The 23,193-nt window shown below is 32.4% G+C and carries 22 protein-coding genes and 1 pseudogene; 14 read left to right on the plus strand and 9 right to left on the minus strand.

All coding sequences use genetic code 11. The features are described 5' to 3' along the window. Positions 1–62 precede the first annotated feature (62 nt). The 5 genes from ACWGOQ_RS18175 to porX form a co-directional block, all read right to left on the minus strand. The gene (locus tag ACWGOQ_RS18175) at positions 63–437 is read right to left on the minus strand and encodes a hypothetical protein (RefSeq protein ID WP_452057819.1); all 375 of its coding nucleotides are present in this window, start codon (positions 435–437) and stop codon (positions 63–65) included. Positions 438–619: 182 nt separating this feature from the next. Continuing rightward, entirely contained in the window at positions 620–1,819 is a 1,200-nt protein-coding gene (locus ACWGOQ_RS18180; protein ID WP_452057818.1) for an alanine dehydrogenase, read from the minus strand. Between the two features lie 152 nt (positions 1,820–1,971). Further along, positions 1,972–2,505, minus strand: a complete 534-nt coding sequence (locus ACWGOQ_RS18185; RefSeq protein ID WP_452057817.1) for a hypothetical protein — start codon at positions 2,503–2,505, stop codon at positions 1,972–1,974. 376 nt (positions 2,506–2,881) lie between these two features. Then, a complete protein-coding gene (gene tsaE, locus ACWGOQ_RS18190; protein ID WP_452057954.1) occupies positions 2,882–3,286 on the minus strand; it encodes a tRNA (adenosine(37)-N6)-threonylcarbamoyltransferase complex ATPase subunit type 1 TsaE in 405 nt (134 codons plus the stop codon). A 519-nt stretch (positions 3,287–3,805) separates the two neighbouring features. After that, positions 3,806–5,356, minus strand: a complete 1,551-nt coding sequence (gene porX, locus ACWGOQ_RS18195; protein WP_452057816.1) for a T9SS response regulator signal transducer PorX — start codon at positions 5,354–5,356, stop codon at positions 3,806–3,808. 220 nt (positions 5,357–5,576) lie between these two features. Between porX and ACWGOQ_RS18200 the strand changes: the two genes are divergently transcribed. The 8 genes from ACWGOQ_RS18200 (at position 5,577) to sucD (ending at position 13,106) form a co-directional block, all read left to right on the plus strand. After that, positions 5,577–6,806, plus strand: coding sequence for an HD domain-containing protein (locus ACWGOQ_RS18200; protein ID WP_452057815.1), 1,230 nt, complete (start codon positions 5,577–5,579; stop codon positions 6,804–6,806). A gap of 25 nt (positions 6,807–6,831) precedes the next feature. After that, the gene (gene lpxD / locus ACWGOQ_RS18205) at positions 6,832–7,860 is read left to right on the plus strand and encodes a UDP-3-O-(3-hydroxymyristoyl)glucosamine N-acyltransferase (protein ID WP_452057814.1); all 1,029 of its coding nucleotides are present in this window, start codon (positions 6,832–6,834) and stop codon (positions 7,858–7,860) included. Further along, on the plus strand, positions 7,853–9,256 hold the full coding sequence (locus ACWGOQ_RS18210; protein WP_452057813.1) for a bifunctional UDP-3-O-[3-hydroxymyristoyl] N-acetylglucosamine deacetylase/3-hydroxyacyl-ACP dehydratase: 1,404 nt from the start codon (positions 7,853–7,855) through the stop codon (positions 9,254–9,256). Before lpxD ends, ACWGOQ_RS18210 begins: the two co-directional genes overlap by 8 nt. 57 nt (positions 9,257–9,313) lie before the next feature. Next, the gene (gene lpxA / locus ACWGOQ_RS18215) at positions 9,314–10,096 is read left to right on the plus strand and encodes an acyl-ACP--UDP-N-acetylglucosamine O-acyltransferase (RefSeq protein WP_378173556.1); all 783 of its coding nucleotides are present in this window, start codon (positions 9,314–9,316) and stop codon (positions 10,094–10,096) included. Between the two features lie 42 nt (positions 10,097–10,138). After that, positions 10,139–10,705: an elongation factor P gene (efp, locus tag ACWGOQ_RS18220; protein ID WP_452057812.1), complete on the plus strand. Its 567-nt coding sequence runs from the start codon at positions 10,139–10,141 to the stop codon at positions 10,703–10,705. Between the two features lie 35 nt (positions 10,706–10,740). After that, positions 10,741–11,679: a UDP-3-O-(3-hydroxymyristoyl)glucosamine N-acyltransferase gene (locus ACWGOQ_RS18225; protein ID WP_452057811.1), complete on the plus strand. Its 939-nt coding sequence runs from the start codon at positions 10,741–10,743 to the stop codon at positions 11,677–11,679. Further along, on the plus strand, positions 11,679–12,086 hold the full coding sequence (locus ACWGOQ_RS18230; protein WP_452057810.1) for a nuclear transport factor 2 family protein: 408 nt from the start codon (positions 11,679–11,681) through the stop codon (positions 12,084–12,086). The genes ACWGOQ_RS18225 and ACWGOQ_RS18230 overlap by 1 nt, the downstream gene beginning before the upstream one ends. Positions 12,087–12,233: 147 nt before the next feature. Beyond that, positions 12,234–13,106, plus strand: coding sequence for a succinate--CoA ligase subunit alpha (sucD, locus tag ACWGOQ_RS18235; protein ID WP_452057809.1), 873 nt, complete (start codon positions 12,234–12,236; stop codon positions 13,104–13,106). 80 nt (positions 13,107–13,186) lie between these two features. Here the strand turns inward: sucD and ACWGOQ_RS18240 are convergent, their stop codons facing one another. Further along, positions 13,187–13,984, minus strand: a complete 798-nt coding sequence (locus tag ACWGOQ_RS18240; protein ID WP_452057808.1) for a tetratricopeptide repeat protein — start codon at positions 13,982–13,984, stop codon at positions 13,187–13,189. Next, entirely contained in the window at positions 13,981–14,544 is a 564-nt protein-coding gene (locus ACWGOQ_RS18245) for an RNA polymerase sigma factor (RefSeq protein WP_452057807.1), read from the minus strand. Before ACWGOQ_RS18245 ends, ACWGOQ_RS18240 begins: the two co-directional genes overlap by 4 nt. A 111-nt stretch (positions 14,545–14,655) precedes the next feature. Here ACWGOQ_RS18245 and ACWGOQ_RS18250 point away from each other — a divergent pair, with 111 nt between their 5' ends. The 6 genes from ACWGOQ_RS18250 (at position 14,656) to ACWGOQ_RS18275 (ending at position 20,094) form a co-directional block, all read left to right on the plus strand. Beyond that, complete coding sequence (locus ACWGOQ_RS18250; RefSeq protein WP_452057806.1) at positions 14,656–15,048, plus strand: hypothetical protein; 393 nt, start codon at positions 14,656–14,658, stop codon at positions 15,046–15,048. A gap of 6 nt (positions 15,049–15,054) precedes the next feature. Then, complete coding sequence (locus tag ACWGOQ_RS18255) at positions 15,055–17,799, plus strand: CHAT domain-containing protein (protein WP_452057805.1); 2,745 nt, start codon at positions 15,055–15,057, stop codon at positions 17,797–17,799. Between the two features lie 169 nt (positions 17,800–17,968). After that, the gene (locus ACWGOQ_RS18260; protein ID WP_452057804.1) at positions 17,969–18,160 is read left to right on the plus strand and encodes a hypothetical protein; all 192 of its coding nucleotides are present in this window, start codon (positions 17,969–17,971) and stop codon (positions 18,158–18,160) included. Between the two features lie 61 nt (positions 18,161–18,221). Further along, on the plus strand, positions 18,222–18,404 hold the full coding sequence (locus ACWGOQ_RS18265) for a hypothetical protein (RefSeq protein ID WP_452057803.1): 183 nt from the start codon (positions 18,222–18,224) through the stop codon (positions 18,402–18,404). A gap of 207 nt (positions 18,405–18,611) precedes the next feature. Next, positions 18,612–18,803 carry a hypothetical protein gene (locus ACWGOQ_RS18270; protein ID WP_452057802.1) on the plus strand — a complete coding sequence of 64 codons (192 nt, stop codon included), beginning with the start codon at positions 18,612–18,614 and terminating at the stop codon, positions 18,801–18,803. Positions 18,804–18,882: 79 nt separating this feature from the next. Next, complete coding sequence (locus ACWGOQ_RS18275) at positions 18,883–20,094, plus strand: lanthionine synthetase LanC family protein (RefSeq protein ID WP_452057801.1); 1,212 nt, start codon at positions 18,883–18,885, stop codon at positions 20,092–20,094. Positions 20,095–20,354: 260 nt separating this feature from the next. Here the strand turns inward: ACWGOQ_RS18275 and ACWGOQ_RS18280 are convergent. Together ACWGOQ_RS18280 and ACWGOQ_RS18285 are read right to left on the minus strand one after the other, a co-directional pair. Then, a pseudogene (locus tag ACWGOQ_RS18280) lies at positions 20,355–21,245 on the minus strand (IS1595 family transposase). Positions 21,246–21,471: 226 nt separating this feature from the next. Continuing rightward, entirely contained in the window at positions 21,472–23,166 is a 1,695-nt protein-coding gene (locus ACWGOQ_RS18285) for a sodium:solute symporter family protein (RefSeq protein ID WP_452057800.1), read from the minus strand. Between the last annotated feature and the right edge of the window lie 27 nt (positions 23,167–23,193).

The following is a 23,193-nucleotide window of genomic DNA, read 5'->3' on the forward strand; positions in this document are numbered from 1 at the left end:
AACACCCTTTTAGTATTGGCAAAGAGAATTTTGAGTTTTGGGTAATGAGTCGTATGTTAAAATCACTTTAAAATCTCCAAAGTAGTCACACGAGCTATCGAATCACAATTTGCGATTAGTAATCCAATAGTTTTCTCTTTAGCCTCACCTTCTATAAAATAGGTCTTACAAGAATCTAGTTTTGTATTACTCTTCCCGAAATCTACATTTCCTGATCTGAGTATGTTAGAAATATCTGCAGTATCAATGCGATAGTTAGACATTGCGACTCTTGCATCTTCAGAAAATATACGTTTTTTGATTCGAATATTTTTCAACACTCTGGCAGTGGGAGTGTAATCGCAAGAAGCTTTTTTTCCACCTAAAAAAAAGAACAATAAAAATAACCCGATAATAAATCCAAAAAAATAAAATCCCAGTCTATGTGCAAGCTTCATATTTTGTAATGATAAAGGGTCAAAAGTAAGTAAAGTTTTGGAGTTTGGTGGTGTTTGAGTGAATGAGTTTTTTACTACTTGAAGGATAAGAGAGTTCCATCAGGTTTGGGGTATGAGCAAGAAGTATAGGAATAAGGGTTATTCAAATACAGCCGAGTTTTTTTATACTGAAAGACCTACGATTATAAAATTAACAAATTAATATCACGATATGACAAATCAAACCAATCGGCAACAGATTTACTCGTAAGAATTCCATGGTAAAAATACAATCCACTTTTTAGCCCACGATCAAAACGTACAGCATTTTCTACACCACCCTCTTCGCCAATTTGTAATATATAAGGCGTAAATATATTACTGATAGATAAAGAAGATGTTTTGGCATAGCGGGATGGTATATTTGGCACGCAGTAATGTACGACACCATGTTTTTCAAAAGTAGGGTGATCGTGTGATGTTACTTCACTGGTTTCAAAACAGCCACCCATATCTATACTTACATCTATGACAACAGCTCCAGTTTTCATACGTTCTACCATCGTTTCAGATACAATAATAGGTGAGCGGTTTTTACCTCTAACAGCTCCGATAACCACATCACAGCGTCTTAGTGCTTTTAATAAGTTTTTTGGTTGGATAGTTGATGTATACAAGGGTCGCCCAACGTGCGTTTGTATACATCTAAGTTTAGTGATAGAATTATCAAAAACTTTTACATTAGCTCCAAGTCCAATTGCAGAGCGCGTTGCAAATTCTCCCACTGTACCGGCTCCAATAATGACTACTTCTACAGGTGGAACACCACTAATATTACCCATCATCAATCCAGAACCTTGTGTTGAACTACTCATCAACTCTGAAGCAATTAAAACTGCCGCAGTACCAGCAATTTCACTTAACGCACGAACGGCAGGATAGGCACCGTCTGCATCCCTAATAAATTCGAAACCGAGGGCTGTTATTCTTTTTTTTGCAAGTTCCTGAAAATACTCTTTGGATTGAGTTTTTAATTGTAAGGCAGAGATCAGTACAGTTTGAGGGTTGATATGCGATAATTCTTCTATGGATGGTGGTTCTACTTTTAGAATTATAGGGCATCCAAAAACTTTTTTGGTATCATTAGTAATTTCTGCTCCAGCTTCACTATACTCCCGATCGGTAAAACTTGCTCCAATTCCTGCATTTGTTTCTATTAATACTCTATGACCGTGCGCAGTTAAAGCAGCAACAGCATCGGGTGTAAGACATACCCGTTTTTCTTGATAGCTAGTTTCTTTGGGGATACCTATAAAAAGTTTTCCTTTTTTACGTGCCACTTCTATCATTTCCTCCTGTGGCAAGAGTTGCTCTTTGGTAAAAGGAGAGGTTGGTTTGTCCATTGTGTGATCTTCTGTATCTCAAATTACGAATAAAAATGAATAGCATCCAAATTTAGTATCTCTGTATTTGGGTGAGTTGGTATTTGGTTGGATCGATCAATAACATACAATACTCAGCAAGACATCAACTTAGAAATCAAGATGCTCAATAATTATCGGAATCTATTCCACCAAGACTTTTTATCAAATTTACTAAAAGAATGTAATTCTGATAAGTCGATACCATGTATCTTGTCAAAAACTCGGGTACGGATGGTATAGACAATACTTAAAATTACTATCATAACTGGAATAAGATAAAATATTTCATTTTCATTTATAATATGAGAATCTTCAATTATTAGTGTGATAAGCTGAAAGCTATAGAGAGAAATAGGAATTAGAATTACAGGACACCACCAATGTTTACAGGTAAAAAACCAGATAATAAAAAGTGTTAATGGAATAAATTTACCCAGCAATACCCATATAAATACATTGACGCTTTGATAATATTGACTTTGGTAAGTAAAAAATGAGTTTTCCCAGATGGCACCATCCGGGAAAATATCATTTATATAAAATAAGAAAGGGACTGTTGCTATGAGAAAAACAATCAGACTACTTATTCTTAGGTACTTTAATTTTGATTTTTGGTGTGGACATTGATTTTGAGGTGGTAATTGTTCCTTGCTGGGTGTTGTCATTTTGTGTGATTGAGGTATCGGGTATTGTCTGGTAATTGTTATCTACATTTGAGCATATGTAGGTTCCTAGGGTAAAGAAAAAGCTTAAAAAGATAGTGGAGGTGATTTTCATCGTTAAAAAGGTTTAAATTAGTTAGATTTCAAACTTAACTCAAAATCTTACAGTAGCTCGATTCAAAAAAATTGTAATTTTGCAAGCTGTAAGAGCGCACTTCTCGTACTGGAGAAACGTATTTCTATTACGTTGTTTCTGTCAAAAATCATTCTTTTATCGATTAAATACTTGTAAAAATCAACTTTAAAAATAGTAGATTATTACTGTAAGAAAAAGAGTAATTCTGTTAAATTTTATTAAAACAGCTTTTTTAACATATTTTCATTCCAGTAAAAGCATTCTTTTACCGTCGTTACAAAGCTGTATTTTAATTTTAACACTCTTTTCTGGTAATAAATTAATTATTTTATCGGGCCATTCAATGAATATCCAGGCGTTCGTATCTAAATATTCCTCAAAACCTATATCATATGCCTCTTCTTCATCGTGTATTCTGTAAAAATCAAAATGATAGATGGTATCGTTTGTACCTTTGTATTCATTAACTAAAGAGTAGGTAGGACTCGAAATTGTATCTTTCACCCCTAATTGCTTACAGATTTCCTTGATTAATGTTGTTTTTCCCACACCCATTTCTGCATCAAATAAAAGTGTTTTATGTTGTATATGTTCTATAAGCTGCCGTGCAGTTTGTGAAAGCTCCTCTAAGGTGTACGTTAATGTCATTTGCTTCATTAATATTCTCAAATTTTTAAGTAAAATAATATTTTTAACTCCTACTATTCAAAGTGTTTTCAGAAGAGGATACTTTTATACCTAATTAAGTAAGATCTTGGATGTTAGAACCTCTCTTATTACACTTTGTTTTTACTACAATCACTATAATAATAGCTTTTGTCCTTCTTTTTCTCTTATTCAGCTCTTTTTTACAATTAGCGGGTTATCTTTTTTACCCTACTCCAAGTAATTAGGATTTCAATCTTAAAGTTAACAGGTGTTTAAATCGTGAACAAATCAGAACAACCTACTATCCAAGGAGTCGTTATCAATTATTGTAAACAAAATTTTGACAAGATTGTTTCGATTGTAGAGAAGACGGTGATTCATATTGTCTGACAAGCCTGAGAATTGGTTAATCTCAATGTAATTAACGTTTTAGATCTTTATTATTTAGAGATTATCATATACCGAATGAGACTGTTTTAGAAGTTATTATTTTAAAACAGTCTCATTTTTTATTTTTAATTACCTTGGTTTTAGCACCACAAATGGTATGATCATTTCTTCAAGAGAAACTCCACCGTGTTGATAGGTGTTTCTATAATATCCTACATAGTGATTATAATTATTAGGATAAGCAAAGAAATAGTCTCCTTTTGCAAAAATGAAGGAGCTGCTCATATTTATAGAAGGTAGGTGTATTGACTTTGGATTTGTAGCCGCTAAGACTTCTTTATCTTCATACGTTAGACTTTTACCAGTTTTATACCTCAAATTCAGGCTTGTATTTTTGTCTCCTATTACCTTAGATGGATTTTTTACGTTGATTGTTCCGTGATCCGTAGTGATTAATAGTTTGAATCCCATTTGTTGAGCTTGCTGTATCATTTCCAGCAGTGGAGAGTTTTTAAACCAACTTTGCGTTAAGGATCTATACGATTTATCATTGGAAGCCAATTCTTTAATCACTTCCATTTCGGTTTTACTATGGGATAACATATCTACAAAGTTATAAACGACTACTGTTAGGTCATTATCTTTAAGCCCTTTGAAGTTTGCAGCAAGGGTTTTACCAGATCGTTCATTTGTTATTTTATAATATTCGTGTTTTATATTCAAACCTAATCGTTGTAATTGTGCGGTTAGGAATTCATTTTCATTCATATTCTTACCTCCTTCATCGGTATCATCTAACCACAAATCTGGATGTCGCTTTTTCATATCTGATGGCATCAATCCAGAAAATATTGAGTTACGAGCGTACTGGGTAGCTGTTGGCAGGATGCTGCAATAAGAGATTTCTTCTTCTTTTTTGTAATAATTATTTACAATAGGTTCGAAGGCTTTCCATTGATCGTATCGTAGGTTATCAATGACCACAAACAATGTCGGTTGGTCTTTGCTAATTTCTGGAACAACCTTTTCTTTAAATAAGGTATGCGACATGATTGGCCCTTGGTCATCACCGCTAAACCAGTCAGGATAGTTTTTGTCAATGAATTTACAGAATTGAGAATTTGCTTCTACCTTCTGTGATTCAAGAATTTCGAACATACCAGTATCTTCAATATCTTCTAATTGAATTTCCCAGTATACTAGTTTTTGATAGAGTTCTACCCATTCCTCATAAGAATTTACCATAGCCATTTCCATCGCTATTTTCCTAAATTCTTGTTGATAATTTGAAGTCGTCTTTTCAGAAATTAATCTAGAATGATCTAAATTCTTTTTTAAGCTAAGTAAAATCTGATTCGGATTTACTGGTTTTATGAGATAATCAGCAATCTTACTTCCAATTGCCTCTTCCATAATATACTCTTCTTCACTTTTAGTAATCATCACTACAGGTAAGCTGTCATTTTTTTCTTTGATTTCAGATAGTGTATCTATTCCTGAAAGCCCAGGCATATTTTCATCAAGAAAAACGATGTCAAAATTATGCTCCTCCAAAGTTTCCAGAGCTTCCGTACCGCTCTGGCATTTGGTTACTTCGTAATTTTTCTTTTCTAAAAATAATATATGTGGTTTTAATAAATCGATCTCGTCATCTACCCAAAGTATCTTTATATTGCTCATTATATGCTAAAATTTTTATTCATAAATATTAAAATGATTTGGTGATACATATCTACATGTATCATCTTTTTAGTATCATGTATGTCATAAAATAAATAACTGTTTATTTTTTAGAATTACAGTTGTACTTTTTGAAACATACAATATCTAATAATTCACAACCCTTAATTCGTAATTCTGAATACATAGATATATATTTGTTGACAAAAGTAAAGTAAACTTGAAAAAAAGAAACAAACTTAAAATATTAAACGATCCAATTTACGGTTTTATTACCATTCCTAATGAACTAATTTTTGATCTTATTGAACATAGATATTTTCAAAGGTTACGAAGAATCTCTCAGATGGGGCTTTCGTATTTGGTATATCCCGGTGCTCATCATACCAGATTTCATCATGCTTTGGGATGTATGCATTTAATGCAAAATGCAGTGCGAGTCCTTCGTTTTAAAGGTGTTAGTATTTCTATAGAAGAAGAAGATGCATTGTGTGTTGCAATCCTATTACACGATATTGGACATGGACCTTTTTCTCATGCAATGGAACATAGTATTGTAAATGAGATAAATCATGAAGCTATTTCTTTAATGTTTATGGAGAGAATCAATGAAGAATTTAACGGTAGTTTAACGCTTGCTATACAAATTTTTAAGGGTGAATACCATCGACAGTTTCTTCATCAGCTTATTTCAGGGCAATTGGATATGGACCGCATGGACTATTTAAAAAGGGATAGTTTTTATACCGGTGTTGCCGAAGGAAACATCAACAGTGAACGCTTAATTACTATGTTAAATGTAGTAAGTGATGACTTAGTGGTGGAGGAAAAAGGAATATACTCAGTAGAGAAGTTCTTATTGGCAAGGCGCTTAATGTATTGGCAGGTATATCTTCATAAAACAAGTCTGGTTGCCGAAAGTTTGTTGATAAGAGTTTTAAAAAGGGCTAAGGAATTAATAGATCAAGGAAAAAAACTTAATTCGAGTAAAGCATTACTATTTTTTTTGGAAAATAAAATTGCTGTCGATAATTTTACTGTAGAGGTTTTAGAAACATTTTCCAAACTTGATGATTACGACATTATTTCAGCTATGAAAGAGTGGGGTTCATCAGAAGACTTTGTGTTAAGAAATCTTTGTAATATGATTATTGATAGGGATTTACTTAAAATTAAAATTAAAAAGAAGCCCTTTAGTAAAGAAAAAATAAAAAAACGATTAGACCAGTTTAAAACAAAAAATAATCTTTCAGAAGAAGAAGCTCGTTATTTTGTTTTCACTGGAAAAATTTCTAATCAGGCATATCATCAGAATAAACAAAATATAAATATTCTGTATAAATCGAGCAAAATAGTTGATATTGTGAGCGCTACCGATCAATTTAATTTAAAGGCATTGTCAAAACCAGTAACTAAATATTTTATATGCTATCCAAAGTATATAGATTAACACATTTTTTATACTTTTGTTGCTAATGATTTTTACAGCGACACAAATTGCAGGTATACTAAATGGTGAAATCGAAGGTGATGAAACCGTAGAAGTATCAAAACTAGCAAAGATAGAAGAAGGAACTAAAGGTTCGTTAACATTTTTGTCTAATCCTAAATATACTCCATATATTTATTCTACGGACGCTTCAATAACTATTGTTGATAAAACGTTTGAAGCAGAGTCTAATATAAAGACTACTTTAATTAGGGTAGATGATGCCTATAAAGCGTTTTCTCAGTTATTGGATTATTACAATATGGTTAAAATGAATAAAACTGGGATTGAACAACCAAGTTTTATTTCTAAATCAGCAAAATATGGCGAGAACTTATATTTAGGTGCATTTTCATATCTTGGTGATAATGTAAATATTGGTGAAAATGCAAAAATTTATCCAAACGTTTATATAGGAGATAATGTAATCATCGGTGATAATGTGGTCGTTTTTGCTGGAGCTAAAATCTATTCTGAATCGATTATAGGCAATAATTGTGTAATCCATAGTGGTGTAATAGTTGGAGCAGATGGTTTTGGATTTACACCAAATAAGAAGGGAGAATACAGTAAGGTTCCGCAAACAGGTAATGTGATTATAGAAGACAATGTAGATGTAGGAGCAGGAACAACAATTGATCGAGCAACGCTGGGTTCTACAGTTATACGTAAAGGAGTGAAGTTAGATAATCAGATCCAGATAGCACACAATGTGGAAATTGGAGAGCATACCGCTATAGCAGCACAAACCGGTATTGCAGGATCCACTAAAATTGGTAAACATTGTCTAATTGGAGGTCAGGTTGGTATTGCAGGCCATCTGATTATTGGAGATAGAGTTAGAATCCAGGCACAATCTGGAATTGGAAGAAATATAAAAGATGGAGAAGCAATACAAGGGTCTCCAGCATTAGGGTACTCGGATTATAATAAATCCTATGTGCATTTTAAAAATTTGCCCAAAATTGTAAATAGAATATACAAACTTGAGAAAAAGATAAATGACAATGAGTAATTCCGTTGAAAATAAACAGAGAACTATTCAAAAAGAAGTTAAACTTACAGGAGTTGGACTTCATACTGGAAAAGAAGTGACACTTACCTTTAAACCTGCTCCAGAAAATCATGGATATGCTTTTTGTCGGGTAGATTTAGAAGGAAGTCCTATTATCGAAGCCGATGCTAATTATGTAGTAAACACGCAGAGAGGTACAAATCTGGAAAAGAATGGAGTAAGTATCCAAACATCAGAGCATGTACTTGCTGCCTGTGTAGGCTTGGAAATTGATAATCTTTTGATTGAGCTTAATGCCTCAGAACCTCCCATTATGGATGGTTCTAGCAAATTTTTCATCAAAGCTTTAGAAGAGGCTGGCGTCGTAGTGCAAGAAGCAGAAAGAGATGAGTATATTGTAAAAGATGTAATTTCATATACAGATGAGGAATCTGGTAGCGAAATTATTGTGATGCCATCAGATGAATATCAGGTAACCACTATGGTAGATTTTGGAACCAAAGTACTAGGTACACAAAATGCATCGTTAAAGCATCTTTCAGATTTTAAAAAAGAAATTGCAGACGCCAGAACATTTAGTTTTCTTCACGAATTGGAAATGTTGTTAGAACACGGGCTGATTAAAGGAGGAGATCTAAACAATGCTATCGTATACGTAGATAAGGAATTAAGTCCTGATACTATGGAAAAACTAAAAGTTGCTTTTGGCAAAGATTCTATTGCTATCAAACCTAATGGCATATTGGATAATCTAACACTGCACTATCCTAATGAAGCAGCAAGACATAAATTATTAGATGTTATTGGTGATCTCGCGCTTACAGGAACTCGAATTAGAGGGAAGGTTATAGCAAATAAACCGGGGCACTATGTAAATACTCAGTTTGCTAAGAAACTTTCAAAAATCATTAAAATTGAAAAGCGTAATAAAGTTCCTCAGTTTGATTTAAACAAAGAACCTCTGATGGACATTAATAAAATAATGTCTATGCTTCCACATAGATCTCCATTTTTACTAATAGATAGAATTTTAGAAATGTCTGATAAACATGTAGTAGGAATGAAAAACGTGACAATGAATGAACCGTTTTTTGTTGGACATTTCCCTGGTGCTCCTGTAATGCCCGGAGTGATGCAGGTAGAAGCTATGGCGCAAACAGGAGGTATTCTTGCTTTAAGTACGGTTCCGGATCCAGAAAATTATCTGACTTATTTTATGAAAATAGATAAGGTGAAATTTAAACAACAAGTGCTCCCTGGAGATACGCTGATATTTAAATTAGAATTGCTTACACCCATAAGGAGAGGTATTTGCCATATGCAAGGTTTTGCTTATGCTAATGGAAAATTGGTCACAGAGGCAGAACTTATGGCACAAATAGTTAAATCAAAATAATTATCCTGTAGTATACTTTTATAATTTGTTTATACTAAAAACATTAAAATACAACCAATGAATCAGCCTTTAGCATATGTACATCCTGGAGCAAAAATTGCAAAAAATGTAGTTATTGAACCTTTCACTACGATTCATAATAATGTGGTCATTGGAGAAGGAACCTGGATAGGTTCTAATGTGACCATTATGGAGGGTGCTCGTATTGGTAAAAACTGTAGTATTTTTCCAGGAGCTGTGATATCTGCGGTTCCACAAGATAAAAAGTTTAATGATGAAGATACAACAACTGAAATAGGAGATAATACAACGATCAGGGAATGTGTAACCATTAATAGAGGAACTACCGATAGAATGAAAACAAAAATCGGTAAAAATTGCTGGATTATGGCGTACTGCCATATTGCGCATGATTGTATTGTAGGAGACAATTGCATTTTTTCTAATAACAGTACATTAGCGGGGCATATTAATGTAGGAGATTATGTAGTATTAGCAGGAATGGCAGCAGTACAACAATTTTGTAGTATTGGAAATCACGCATTCGTAACTGGCGGTTCTTTAGTCCGTAAAGATGTCCCCCCTTATGCAAAGGCGGCACGAGAACCATTATCTTACGTAGGTATAAACTCTATCGGGTTACGGAGAAGAGGGTTTACAACAGAAAAAATTAGAGAGATACAATCTATCTATAGAATATTGTATCAAAGCAACTATAATAATTCTCAAGCTGTTGCGATCATTGAAGCTGAAATGGAAGCTACGCCAGAAAGAGATGAAGTTTTAGAGTTTATAAAAAACTCTCAGAGAGGTATTATGAAAGGGTATTTCTCAAATTAATAGTGATAGAAAGATAAAATAGCAATAAGTAATATAATAGCAATGGCAAGTACGAGTGATATTAGAAATGGATTGTGTATTAAATACAATCACGATATATATAAGATTATAGAGTTTTTACATGTAAAACCAGGGAAAGGCCCTGCTTTTGTAAGAACAAAATTAAAAAGTGTAACTACTGGAAAAGTAATTGATAATACATTTTCTGCCGGTCATAAGATCGAAGATGTACGGGTAGAAACGCATAAATTTCAGTTTTTGTATGCAGAAGGAGACACGTATCACTTTATGAATACAGAGGATTATAATCAAATAACTTTAGAAAAATCTACATTAGACGCTCCCGGACTATTAAAAGAAGGAGAAGTTGTTACTGTAATTATTAACTCTGAAGACCAAATGCCTCTTTCTGTAGAAATGCCGGCAAGTGTAATATTAGAGGTAGCTTCTACAGAACCTGGAGTAAAAGGAAATACAGCTACAAACGCTACAAAACCTGCTACGGTGGAAACAGGAGCAGAGGTAATGGTACCACTTTTTATCAACGAAGGAGATAAAATCAAAGTGGAAACCGAAAAGGGTACCTATAAAGAACGTATTAAAGAATAATTCAGAAAACGTATTCTGAATTCCGAATTATAAAAATGAAATTTCCTCAGGAACACACCTTAAAACAAATAGCTACGATAATATCCTCAGAATTTATCGGTAGACCTGATTTTCCGATATTGGGAATGAATGAGATTCACGTGGTGACTCCAGGCGATATTGTTTTTGTAGATCATCCGAAGTATTATGACAAAGCTTTAGAAAGTGCGGCTACAGTGGTGCTAATCAATAAAAAAGTTGATTGTCCTGACGGAAAAGCCTTGCTTATTTCTGATGATCCTTTTCGTGATTTCAATATATTAACTACATATTTCAAACCTTTTCAAAAAACTAATTCAGCTATATCCGAATCATCCAAAATAGGAAAAAACACCGTCATACAACCAGGAACATTTGTCGGTAATCACGTGGAGATAGGCAATAATTGTGTGATACACGCAAATGTAAGTTTATATGATGGTACTATTATAGGCAATAATGTAACCATACATTCTGGAACTGTATTAGGAGCTGATGCTTTTTATTATAAGAATCGCCCTGAAGGATTCGATAAGTTAGTATCCGGAGGAAGAGTCGTAGTAGAAGACAATGTAGATTTAGGTTCTTTATGTACAATAGATAGAGGAGTTACAGGCGATACTACAATTAAAGAAGGGACTAAAATTGATAATCAGGTTCATATAGGACACGATACTGTTATTGGAAAAAAATGTTTGATAGCATCTCAAGTTGGTATAGCAGGTTGTGTGGTGATAGAAGACGAGGTGACTTTATGGGGACAAGTCGGAGTAACTAGTGGAATAACAATAGGAAAGAAGGCTGTTGTATCCGCACAATCCGGAATAAGTAAATCATTGGAAGGGAATAAAAGTTATTTTGGAACTCCTGCAGATGATTTTAGAAAAAAATATAAAGAAATTGCTGCCATTAGGCAAATCCCCGAAATGATAGAAAAATTAAAGAATAAAGAATAATGAGTACTACAGCAAAAGAGGTGGTTCAGTCCTTTTATCAAACGGATTTGATTCATAATATAGATGCCTTTTCTGAATATTTACATCCAGAAGTTGAACTAAATTGGAACAGTAGTTTTGGCTACAACAAGAAGGGTTTTGAAGATATCAAAACGATGTTTAAGGAGATGTCTAGTTCTTTTGAAACGTTTAAGTGTGAAATTAGTCATCTTTTAGAAGAAAAGGGGATGGTAACTATACGATATACATATGTGGCAAAAACCATCGAAAGACCAGACAAAGAAGAAGCAATAGCACATTTTATAGCTATATGGGAATTAAAGGATGATAAACTATATAGAGGTTACCAAATTAGTCAACAAGGAGATAATACTCCAGAAAATTTAAAATCTTTTGTTTCCAAGTAAAGTAATAAATTAAAGTAGGTTGGTTTAATTTTTATAAACAGAAAGCAAAAAATTAAAAATAACCATTTTTTTTATTTTTCATTTTAACTATAGTGTTCAAAAGCGTACTTTTGGAACTGCTAAAAAAATTAAAAAAATCATAACGCAATGAGTGTTCTAGTAAATAAGGATTCTAAAATAATAGTTCAAGGTTTTACAGGTAGTGAAGGTACTTTTCACGCTGGACAAATGATCGAGTATGGTACTAATGTCGTCGGTGGTGTAACTCCAGGAAAAGGAGGGCAGACACATCTTGATAAACCAGTTTTTAATACTGTAGAAGATGCCGTTAAAGAAGTTGGAGCAGATACGACTATTATTTTTGTACCACCTGCATTTGCCGCGGATGCTATTATGGAAGCTGCTGATGCAGGAATTAAAGTAATCATCACTATTACTGAAGGTATTCCTGTTGCAGATATGATTACAGCTTCTAACTATATCAAAGATAAAGGATGTCGATTAATCGGTCCAAATTGCCCGGGTGTTATTACTCCTGGTGAAGCCAAAGTTGGTATTATGCCAGGTTTTGTTTTCAAAAAAGGAAATGTTGGTATTGTTTCTAAATCAGGTACGTTAACCTATGAGGCTGCAGATCAAGTTGTAAAACAAGGTTTAGGTATTACTACTGCTATCGGTATCGGAGGGGATCCTATTATTGGAACAACAACTAAAGAAGCTGTAGAATTATTGATCAATGATCCTGAAACCAGTTGTGTAGTGATGATCGGAGAAATTGGAGGGCAGCTTGAAGCAGATGCGGCAAGATGGATTAAACAAAGTGGAACCTCTAAACCGGTGGTTGGATTTATCGCCGGAGAAACAGCCCCTGCAGGACGTACAATGGGACACGCAGGTGCAATTGTAGGAGGTAGTGAAGATACAGCTGAAGCAAAGAAAACAATTATGAGAGAATGCGGAATTCACGTGGTAGATTCCCCTGCTGAAATTGGTAAGAAAGTAGCTGAAGTGTTAGGATAAAAACTATGTAATATTTCTCTGGAATGAGAATGCATTATTTGATAAAATTGAAAACCCACGAACTTCGTGGGTTTTTAGTGTTATAATTGTTCCAAAAGCTCGGATGCTTCTTTAGATTTATAATGATTTGGGTACTTACCAATTTCTGAAAGTATTTCTTTTGCTTTTTCTATGTTATTTTGTTTTAGTAATAATAATGCTTTATACCATATTCCTTTAGGAGCATCGATAAGGTTACTATTAATTAACGTATCAAATGTTTTTTCTGCATTATCAAATTGATTCAATTCCATTTGAGAAATTCCAGTATATAAATATATAGTTGCTTTGTTTTTCTGCATATTATCTAAGTCTGCGGTCAAAATTTCTAATGCTTTATTATATTGTTTCGATTCAAATAATCTTTGTGCTTTGATAAGTGATTTTTGTTCACCATTTCCTCGATCTACTAAAGAAGGTAATTCTGATGCATCTAAATAACTTACATATAATTCTTCGGAAGTAGCTTTAGAAGGCGAAAAAATAGTGAAACCTATAAGAACCAAAATGACCGCTATACCTATATATAAAAGCCAGGATCGGCTTCCTCTGTTTTGTTTTAACTGGTATTCATTATTTACGGCACTAATTGTATCTGTTAATACCTTAGTAGATTCACTTCTAAGCAATGCTTCATATTCCTTTACTTCCTGTAATTCATGATTCGTACTTATACTCCATTTACTTTCATTTAGGTTTAGAAGTAATTGTTTTTCAAAGTTCACCTTTTCTCGAAAATCATTATCGTTTTCCATTTGAAGTAAAACTTCGCTTCTTTCTTTTTCCGAAAGTGTATCCTTAAGAAAATTTTGGATTAATATGTCTTCTTCTATACTCATAACTTTTTGAGTGAATTATAACGTTGATCGTCTTTAATCGTCTTCGATAATTTTGTTTTACATTTAAAAACACGTTGCCTTGCTACAGTTTCAGAACTATATCCCATTTTATGAACAATATCGGCATATGAGCTATTATTAAAAAACATGGTCAATATTTTCTTACAGTTTTCTGAGATCAAATCAAGTTTTTCTGTAAACAATTCCCATCTCTTTTGCTCTAAAATAGTTAATGCAGTATTGCGCTCTGCAGGTACTAGTTCAATAATATCACTATTTGTTACCCTATTTTTTGAAGTATTTAATTCTCTGCGCCATAAATTTTTACAAGCAGTAAATAAATAAGCTTCAAAACTCGCTTTGATTTCAAACCTTTCTTTTCGATATCTAACAGTGATTTGTATTAAGGCTTTCTGAAAAATATCTTCGGCATCTTGCTGTGTACCTTTATTCTGCAAAATAAACTTTCTCACTCTGGGAAAAACTTCGGTATAAATCTTCATGATTCCTTTAGAATCATTATTCAACAAACCGATAAGATATTGTTCATTTTTAATCATTATGATATTGTGATTCCATGGTCAAACAAAATATTTATCTTCACCCGGGTAACAAAATGAACTTTTTTGTAACTAATAGGATAAAATATTATAATTTAAAAAAGTAAGATAATGATTAGACAATTTTTTTTGAATAAAGTTACAATTATTTGTGCGATGATTTTTATGATGGGTTGTAGCACTGATTCAGTAACAAACGATATGGTTATTGAAGAAACAGCATTAGATAAACGAAGACCTATTTTGTTGGCAGATGGTACAATAGAAGTATTGATTGAATATGTAGAGGGTACATCAGATAGTTTAAAAAATGAAATACGAACAGAATATAGATTGTTATTATTAATATCTGATATAGTCCAATGTGAGGAAGATGATAAAGAAACTTGGACAGTAGAATCAGCCAGAATACCTGGGCCTCTTGCTGATACTTCTAGTGATGAGCCTTTGAGACAAGCTATCCAAAATGTTACCTATTTTGCTAACTGTAAACCCCGTAATTAGGAAGTAATGAAGTGTTATAAGTATTGTTGGTTCGTTCTTTTTATACTTATACATACACATATAAACTCTCAAGACCTTTATAAATACTACGAATCTTTATGGGATTATGAGAATATTGAGATTTCTGTTATAGCAAGAGAGGTTGATAGTATTATTGGTATATATGAAAATAAGGGAGCGTATTTAAATGAAATTAAAATCGCTGGTGAATTTTCAAAACAGTTGTATAAAGCAAGGTTGTATGAAAGAGCAATTGACTACACAGAATATGAAATATCGATATATCACAAGCTCGGTTTAAAGAATAAGGAATATGCAAAAGCTCTATATAAATTAGGGCTTTTATATTCTAAAATTGACAATTTTGATAAATCCATAACCTACCACAAAGAGGTGATCACTAAGAATTTAGATGATTATTCTACCGCCAGAGCATATTGTGAATTAGGTAAATTTTATCGAAAAAATGGAGATTTTTTTAGATCTGATGAGTATTATACACACGGAATTTCTAGATTGGAACAAATTGGTAATCATAATGTTTTGATCGTTAAGTATCTCAACCATGCGTTGGTTCTACTGGAAATTAACACTTCTAATAGTTTGGACAGAGCGAAAGAATTATTGGATAAAACCGATCAACTTTTTAATCAAGTAGCTACATATTCTGTAAGAGATTATAGAACATTGAATAATTACTACGCCAATTACTACAGTTCTGCAGAAAAACTTGATTTTAATAAAGCTAAATATTATAGTTACAGGAACCTAAATAAAGCTATTAAGGATAATGACTCTACTTTTATTTACACATCCTATGTATTACTAGGAGATTTATATAGAGATAGGATAAAAGAGCAACAAATGGATAGTGCTTTTTTCTTTTTAAATGAAGGTGTAAAATATGCTAGAGAAGTAAGGGAAAAATCAACTGCATATCACCAATTGAGTTATTATTATTATGAAAATAATCAATTCAAAGAAGCATTAAATAAAATACAAAAATCGCTAATGGCGAGTTCAAATTTGGATGAGAATATTAATACGCTGCCAAGGTTGAAGGATTTAAAAAATTCTGATTATCAATATTATATTTTACTAGCCTTAATCCAGAAATCAACTGTTCTTATAAAATTAAATGAAAAAGAAAATAATATAGCCTATTTAGAACTCGCACTGTCTAACTTAGTTTTGGCTGATGCATTAGTAGACATTTTGATCGATGTAAGTAAAGAAGAAGGCTCAAAGTTTTATTGGAAAGAAAAAGCTTCAGAAATTTACTTAAAAGGAATATTAGTTTGTAAAATGCTTAATGAGAAAGAAAAAGCATTTTATTTCTCAGAAAAAAAGAAGGCATTATTATTGACCGAAGATATTATCAATTCTATAGGGAAATCAGAGCTACCAGATACAGTATTAGCACTAGAAAATGAGTTAAAAAAACAAATTATTGATATTGAAAATTCAATTTCTACTACTAAAAATACGGATAGTGTTGAATTACTGGAAAGAAATCGGTTTAGATTAAAACAAAAATATCAAAAACAAGAAGATTCGTTACAAGTATTATTTCCTGCATATTATAAGGGGCAAGAGTCCACTAAAATTGTTGACCTTAAGTGTGTTCAAAGTAAAATAGATGACGACAGTGTTATCATATCATACATTACTAATCACGACGAATATTATGATTCTTTTAGCGTAGTATACGCCACTTTGGTTTCTAGAACACAAGCAGAGATTATTAGAATCGGAGAATTAGCTGTTTTAGAAAAGCTTGTTAGCACTTACAGAATTCAATTATCAAAACCTTTTGAGACAATTCAAGATCGATTGGCTTTTCAGGAGACAGCTTCAGAATTATATACATTACTGATTCCAAAAGAAAAGGTTGCTATTTCTCTGGATCAAAAGCACTTAGTGATTATTCCTGATGGCACTTTACAATATATTCCTTTTGAATCCTTAATAGTTGATAAAAAAACAAATAAATATCTTATTGAAGATAATGAAATAAGTTATGCATATTCTATGTCATTTTTGCAACACAATGCTAGCGTTAAGAGAGCACCTTCTAAGGATATTGTATGTTTTGCTCCAATAAATTTTGCCCAAGATGATCTTGAAGAGATTAGCAATAGTAGGAAAGAGATAGAAGGAATCGCTAAGAGCGTAGTAGGAGATAGGTATAGCAATAAAGAAGCTTCTAAGTATAACTTTTTGTCTCATACCGATGATCATAAAATAATTCACCTGGCTACACACGCCAATTTTTCGGATAATCTTCAGATAGCATTTTATGATACTAATCTAGAGTATCACGAGTTGTACACTTCCCGAAATCAAGCAGAATTGGTGGTTCTAAGTGCCTGTAACACCTCATTAGGAGAAATAGTAGAAGGCGAAGGTGTGATGAGTTTGGCAAGAGGTTTTTTTTATGCCGGAGCGAATACAGTAATCTCTTCGCTATGGAATGCCAATGATAAATCTACTTCTCAAATTATGGAGAGTTTCTATCATAACTTAGCAGAAGGTCAGACGAAATCTGAAGCATTACACAATGCTAAAATTGGCTATCTAAAATCGGCTTCTTTAACCGATGCATCTCCACACTATTGGGCAACTTTTGTATTGATTGGCGATGCAGAAACCAAACTATTTCCATCAAATATATTCCTATACGGAATTCTTTTTTCTCTTCTTATGATACTGGTAATCATTTCGTTATTATTTTTTCTGAAAAAAAGATAATTTTCTTGGGTAACAAAAAACTATTTGTGGTAACAAGCCGGTATGATTAGAAAAAGTTACTCACGTTTCTTTCCTGATTATATAATCTAAATTCTTTCGCGAAGGATAGGACATATGCTGTGAGTGTCTAAAAAGGATCACGGTATTCATTATAATTTAAATTTTAATCATGTTAAAAAACATTTTAAACTTAGGAAAGATTTTAAGTAAGACAGAACAAAGATCTACCAACGGTGGACTAAGACCAATATGCTCTGATGAGGATTTTTGGGCAATTTCTGATTATTGCAATGGTGATCCAAATGATATGACTGATACAGAAACTTGGAGATGGTGTATGCGTAATAGTGGATGCTTATAATCTGTCTTTGTACAATAGTCAAATTATAAAAGCTAAAGAATAATTAATTTAAATTTTACTCATGTTAAAAAATATTTCAGATTTAGGAAAGGCATTAAATAAGAACGAACAAAAAACAATTTTTGCAGGGAAAGCAACTGTTATAGAGTGCTCCACAATTGCTTATGAATGTGATGCTTGTCATCCCACTGATTATAATGCATTTAATGCTTGTTTAACCGAACTAAGTGCCGGTCAGTGCTAAGAAATTTAACCCATATGCATAGGATAATTATGAAAATTGACTATCTGACTTTTATCATGCTTTGGAAATTTTCAATAGCAGAGTACACATAAAATGCGTTGACATAAGAGACTATTCAAATAAATTAAAAATAGTATTGAAAAGGACAGACTTATATATCTACAGGTCTCTAAAAAAAGTAGATAAAAACTATTTAAATCTCGAATTATGAAAAACAACAAAGTAAACGTAGGAAAGCTAAACCTAAACAAGATGACAATTAGCAGCTTACAATCTGTAAATGGAGGAAAAATGGCCATAGATGCAAGTGGTGATGGCTGTGACTCTAAAGACGGGTATTGCAATAGCCAGGCTACTAACTTTACTAATTATAAAGAATGTTGTACAACAGTTGTCTAAGATTAATTAAAAAAGTAATTTTTTCAGCAAGGATTCTATTAGAATCTTTGCTGTTTTTAATTTTAAAACGCTATAAAATATGATTGATAAGAAAAGAAACTTACTCATTTTAGATAAAATTAAAGATGCAATTGATGAAAATGAAAAATTTGAAGAAAATCTAGGTGTAATCTCAGGGCTTTCCGGAATATTGTGTTTTCGTTTTTTACTATCCAAATTATTAAAATGCGAGAAAGAATTTGAAAAAGCAAAACATCTTATTCAAAGAGGCATTGAAAGTATTAATGGAGGTTATATTAATTCAACTTATAGCAATGGAATTACTGGTTTTTTATGGACATTACAATTCTTAGAAGAAAATGATATTATAGAAATTGATGATGAAAACTTTTTCTCAGAAGTAGATGACTTTCTTTTTAACGCTCTAAACCTTAGTTTAGAAAGAAAGGATTATGATTTTTTGCATGGAGCAATTGGATATGGCGTTTTTTTTCTAAAACGTTACAAAAATACAAATAGTCATAATTTAAAAGTTAGATATGAAAAAATAATCGGTAAGTTGATATTTTATTTTGAAAAAACAAAAATCGAAGACGAAAGAGGTATCAGGTGGGAATTCCCGAAGAGGTTAGATGATAATGAGGATTCATATATTGATTTAGGGTTAGCTCATGGCGTGCCTAGTATCTTGTATTTTTTATCTCTTGTTTATGAAGAAAATATATACCGTAAAAAAAATATACAATTAATAAGAGGAAGTTATAAATATATTCTATCTACAAAACAGACTAATACCATTTCGTTGTTTCCTGCACGTGAATATATTTCTCTAAAAACAGAAAAACCTTTCACTCGTTTAGCTTGGTGTTATGGCGATGTTGGTCTAGGGTTATCGTTATTGAAAGCCGCGGATGTAACAAAAAATATAGAACTCAGAAAAGAGGCACTTCTAATATTATGTCATACATCAAAAAGAAGGGGGGTAGAAAAAAATTCGATAATGGATGCGGGATTATGTCACGGGGCCTATGGTTTGTTCCATATATATGGGAAATTGTATAAAAAAACTAAAATTTATTCTTTTAAGGAATCTTCTGAATATTGGAAAAAAGTTGGTGATGATATGGCAGAATTTGATAAAAATAAAAGGATTAATTATTCAGTAGATGCTGGACTACGGAATTGGACTAAGCCATATAGTTTACTAGAAGGATTGTCTGGAATTGGCTTAAGCATTATTTCGCATTTAACAAATCATGAAATTGAGTGGGATGAATGTCTATTCATTTAATAATAAAGTTTTTATTGATTTTTTAATGAATTCGTGCAAATGCTTAGCTCACTATTTAATAGAACAAAGTTAATTTTTAACTACCTTTTATCAAAAAACTTTTTGGGTAACAGAAACCATGATAATTATCAAAATACAATTAGTAAAAGGTATTATATTCATTTTTAATTATATCAAGAATTCTTTCGCTACAAATGAACACATATTGTGAGTGTCATTACCTGATAATAGAATTCATTTTAATTTATAGAGGTCAGTAATTAGTTACTTATTAATTTTGCTTGATATATTTTATCTATTTTTACCATTTTGGTAATCAAATTATTAAAAATGATTTCTTTGCTCTGCGATCTGTTTATTCTAAAACAAAACTCATTAAAATATCTATTCAAATTATTGTCACTAACCCAAGAGTAGGTTGTTCGTATCTAAGATTTCACTTGATGGATCATTGTATGAAGAGCCTTAAAGTTTAGACCATTATTACTTTTTATTTGTTTGATGTTATATGCTTTTGCAATAGGTCGATATCCTCTCCATTTATCTGTGGTCTCTTTTGCTTCACGACTTAGGTAATAACAAAGATGTAATATAGTGATCTAGCCGAGAAATCATCTATCTTCATAGCATACATTCTTTTAATCTTGCTATCTTCTGTTAGCTGTACAGCTGTTACCGCTTCCTTTTTCTTACCATCGTAACTTCTTCCTGTTTTTCCTTTATCTCTTCCTCCCAAAATAAATTCATCGACATGAACTTCTCCATCCATTGGATTATTCTGGCTTGATGACATTGCTTCCCAAACCTTAAGCATAAACAATCTAGCTGTTTTTCCGTTACGCCATAGCGAACACCCATATAACTTGCAGATAAACTTTTTGTGCTGGTAGCCATTTCAAAACAAATAAAAAATGCCTTACGTACACCAAACTTAACCTTGTAAAAAAGAGTCTCGGCGTAGCTAATTATGTATGTATGCATATATTACATTGTCTAGAAAAATCATCACGAGTCTGACAGGCAGTATGATTACATCAAGTGCATTTAAATGGATTTTCGGATTTAATTTCAGTTAAATATTGTTTACATTCTTCATCTGTTTTGAACCGATCAGAGAACTCTAGAACATTTTGACCCTTAAAAATATTCATATTTATACATATTCTTAGATATCAAGATACGTATTTAAATACTGACCTCTATTAATTTATATTTTAATAGATAATTATATTACATCAGGGTAGTGTCTGGTAATAATAGAAGGATATCAAGACTCATATTTACCTTTAGAACTGTTCAAAGCGGTATAGATATTATTTACTTAATAATAGTTTAATTAGGGAAAGTCATTTATTAGCTTCCCTTTTTTTATTTTCATTACGATTCAACTTCTATATCACTGGTTGGAATAAAAGGTTCTAAAAAGATACCTAAAAACATTACGATTCCGCAACCTAATGCATTAAGCCAAAGAAAAGGCATCCAATCTTGCCACCATACAATAATTATAATAACTTGTGTTATCAATGCCGCAACAAAAACGGCATTACTTTTTACAAATTTAACAAAAAAGGCCAACAAGAAAATCCCAAGAACATTTCCATAAAATATGGAACCTATAATATTGACTAGTTGTATTAAATTATCAAACAAGTCAGCAAAACAGGCCACTAGAATAGCTAATAAACCCCACATCAGTGTAAAAATTTTGGAAGCAGTAACAAAATGTTGTTCACTTTTTTCTTCTTTTATATTTCGTTTGTAGAGATCAATCGCCGTGGTAGAAGCTAAGGCGTTCAATTCTGAAGCTGTTGATGACATGGCAGCAGATAGTATCACAGCTAATAATAAACCAATAAGTCCTCTAGGTAGATTGTTTAGGATAAAATGAATGAACACATAATCTTTATCATTGGTTTCTACAATTGGATCTGCCATAGTTATTAATTCCTTTGCAGCCTCTCTCGTTTTCTTCTCAGATTTTTCTAAAGTGATTATTTCATTTTTAGCTTGTAGTTTTGCCTGATTTTCAGTTTCTTTCAAATAATTTTGAATAGCGATTTCTTTAGAATTTTGAATTTCTGTTAGTTGCTTTTCTAGGTCTTTATAATCACGGGTATATTTAGAGTTTTCAACAGCAATTGTAGCAGCAGGATTAAAATTAAGGGGTGCAGCATTAAATTGATAGAAAACAAAAACCATAACTCCAACTAATAAAATAAAAAATTGCATAGGGATTTTTAGCAATCCATTAAATAACAAACCTAGTTGACTTTCTCTAACCGATCTCCCCGATAAGTAACGTTGTACCTGACTTTGATCTGTTCCAAAATAAGAAAGCATCAAAAATGTACCTCCTATGATTCCTGTCCAGACTGTATATCTATTATCAAGATCAAATGAAAAATCCAATACTTCCATTTTTCCGCTAGCACCTGCAATATCCAACGCTTTCGAAAAGGTTACGTCTTCTGGTAAATAACTTATTATCAAGAAAAAAGCAATAAACATTCCTGTAAATATAATGGCCATTTGTTGTTTTTGGGTAACACTCACCGCTTTTGTTCCTCCAGAAACGGTATATATGATAACGAGTATTCCAATAATGATATTTAGCGTAGTAAGATCCCAACCTAATACAGCCGATAATATGATGGCAGGAGCAAAGATGGTTATTCCCGCTCCAAGTCCTCGTTGAATTAAAAAGAAAAAGGCGGTAACTGTTCTGGTTTTTAAATCGAATCTACTTTCTAAATATTCGTAGGCAGTATACACTTTTAATTGATGGTATAATGGAATAAATACCATACATATAATAATCATAGCTATAGGCAAACCGAAATAAAACTGAACAAATCCCATACCACTATGAAATGCTTGTCCAGGAGTAGAAAGAAAGGTGATTGCAGAAGCTTGTGTTGCCATAACAGAGAGCCCAATTGTCCACCATTTTGCCTGGTTACCTCCTCGAATATAGTCCTGAACATTTTTGCTGCCTCGAGTTTTCCAAACCCCATATAATACAATAAATAATAATGTTCCAGTTAGTACGATCCAATCTATAAGTTGCATATCTTAGTTATCTATTGTAATAATGAA

This window comes from Aquimarina ulvae, assembly GCF_053613295.3.

Excerpts from the sequence above, each read along its gene's own strand:
- sucD (WP_452057809.1), top strand. The coding sequence starts at position 12,234 with ATGAGTGTTCTAGTAAATAAGGATTCTAAAATAATAGTTCAAGGTTTT.
- ACWGOQ_RS18275 (WP_452057801.1), top strand. The coding sequence starts at position 18,883 with ATGATTGATAAGAAAAGAAACTTACTCATTTTAGATAAAATTAAAGAT.
- ACWGOQ_RS18240 (WP_452057808.1), bottom strand. The coding sequence starts at position 13,984 with ATGAGTATAGAAGAAGACATATTAATCCAAAATTTTCTTAAGGATACA.
- ACWGOQ_RS18245 (WP_452057807.1), bottom strand. The coding sequence starts at position 14,544 with ATGATTAAAAATGAACAATATCTTATCGGTTTGTTGAATAATGATTCT.
- lpxD (WP_452057814.1), top strand. The coding sequence starts at position 6,832 with ATGATTTTTACAGCGACACAAATTGCAGGTATACTAAATGGTGAAATC.
- lpxA (WP_378173556.1), top strand. The coding sequence starts at position 9,314 with ATGAATCAGCCTTTAGCATATGTACATCCTGGAGCAAAAATTGCAAAA.
- ACWGOQ_RS18180 (WP_452057818.1), bottom strand. The coding sequence starts at position 1,819 with ATGGACAAACCAACCTCTCCTTTTACCAAAGAGCAACTCTTGCCACAG.
- ACWGOQ_RS18185 (WP_452057817.1), bottom strand. The coding sequence starts at position 2,505 with ATGACAACACCCAGCAAGGAACAATTACCACCTCAAAATCAATGTCCA.
- ACWGOQ_RS18285 (WP_452057800.1), bottom strand. The coding sequence starts at position 23,166 with ATGCAACTTATAGATTGGATCGTACTAACTGGAACATTATTATTTATT.
- ACWGOQ_RS18230 (WP_452057810.1), top strand. The coding sequence starts at position 11,679 with ATGAGTACTACAGCAAAAGAGGTGGTTCAGTCCTTTTATCAAACGGAT.
- tsaE (WP_452057954.1), bottom strand. The coding sequence starts at position 3,286 with ATGACATTAACGTACACCTTAGAGGAGCTTTCACAAACTGCACGGCAG.
- ACWGOQ_RS18270 (WP_452057802.1), top strand. The coding sequence starts at position 18,612 with ATGAAAAACAACAAAGTAAACGTAGGAAAGCTAAACCTAAACAAGATG.
- efp (WP_452057812.1), top strand. The coding sequence starts at position 10,139 with ATGGCAAGTACGAGTGATATTAGAAATGGATTGTGTATTAAATACAAT.
- ACWGOQ_RS18260 (WP_452057804.1), top strand. The coding sequence starts at position 17,969 with ATGTTAAAAAACATTTTAAACTTAGGAAAGATTTTAAGTAAGACAGAA.
- ACWGOQ_RS18175 (WP_452057819.1), bottom strand. The coding sequence starts at position 437 with ATGAAGCTTGCACATAGACTGGGATTTTATTTTTTTGGATTTATTATC.
- porX (WP_452057816.1), bottom strand. The coding sequence starts at position 5,356 with ATGAGCAATATAAAGATACTTTGGGTAGATGACGAGATCGATTTATTA.
- ACWGOQ_RS18210 (WP_452057813.1), top strand. The coding sequence starts at position 7,853 with ATGAGTAATTCCGTTGAAAATAAACAGAGAACTATTCAAAAAGAAGTT.
- ACWGOQ_RS18265 (WP_452057803.1), top strand. The coding sequence starts at position 18,222 with ATGTTAAAAAATATTTCAGATTTAGGAAAGGCATTAAATAAGAACGAA.
- ACWGOQ_RS18255 (WP_452057805.1), top strand. The coding sequence starts at position 15,055 with ATGAAGTGTTATAAGTATTGTTGGTTCGTTCTTTTTATACTTATACAT.
- ACWGOQ_RS18225 (WP_452057811.1), top strand. The coding sequence starts at position 10,741 with ATGAAATTTCCTCAGGAACACACCTTAAAACAAATAGCTACGATAATA.
- ACWGOQ_RS18250 (WP_452057806.1), top strand. The coding sequence starts at position 14,656 with ATGATTAGACAATTTTTTTTGAATAAAGTTACAATTATTTGTGCGATG.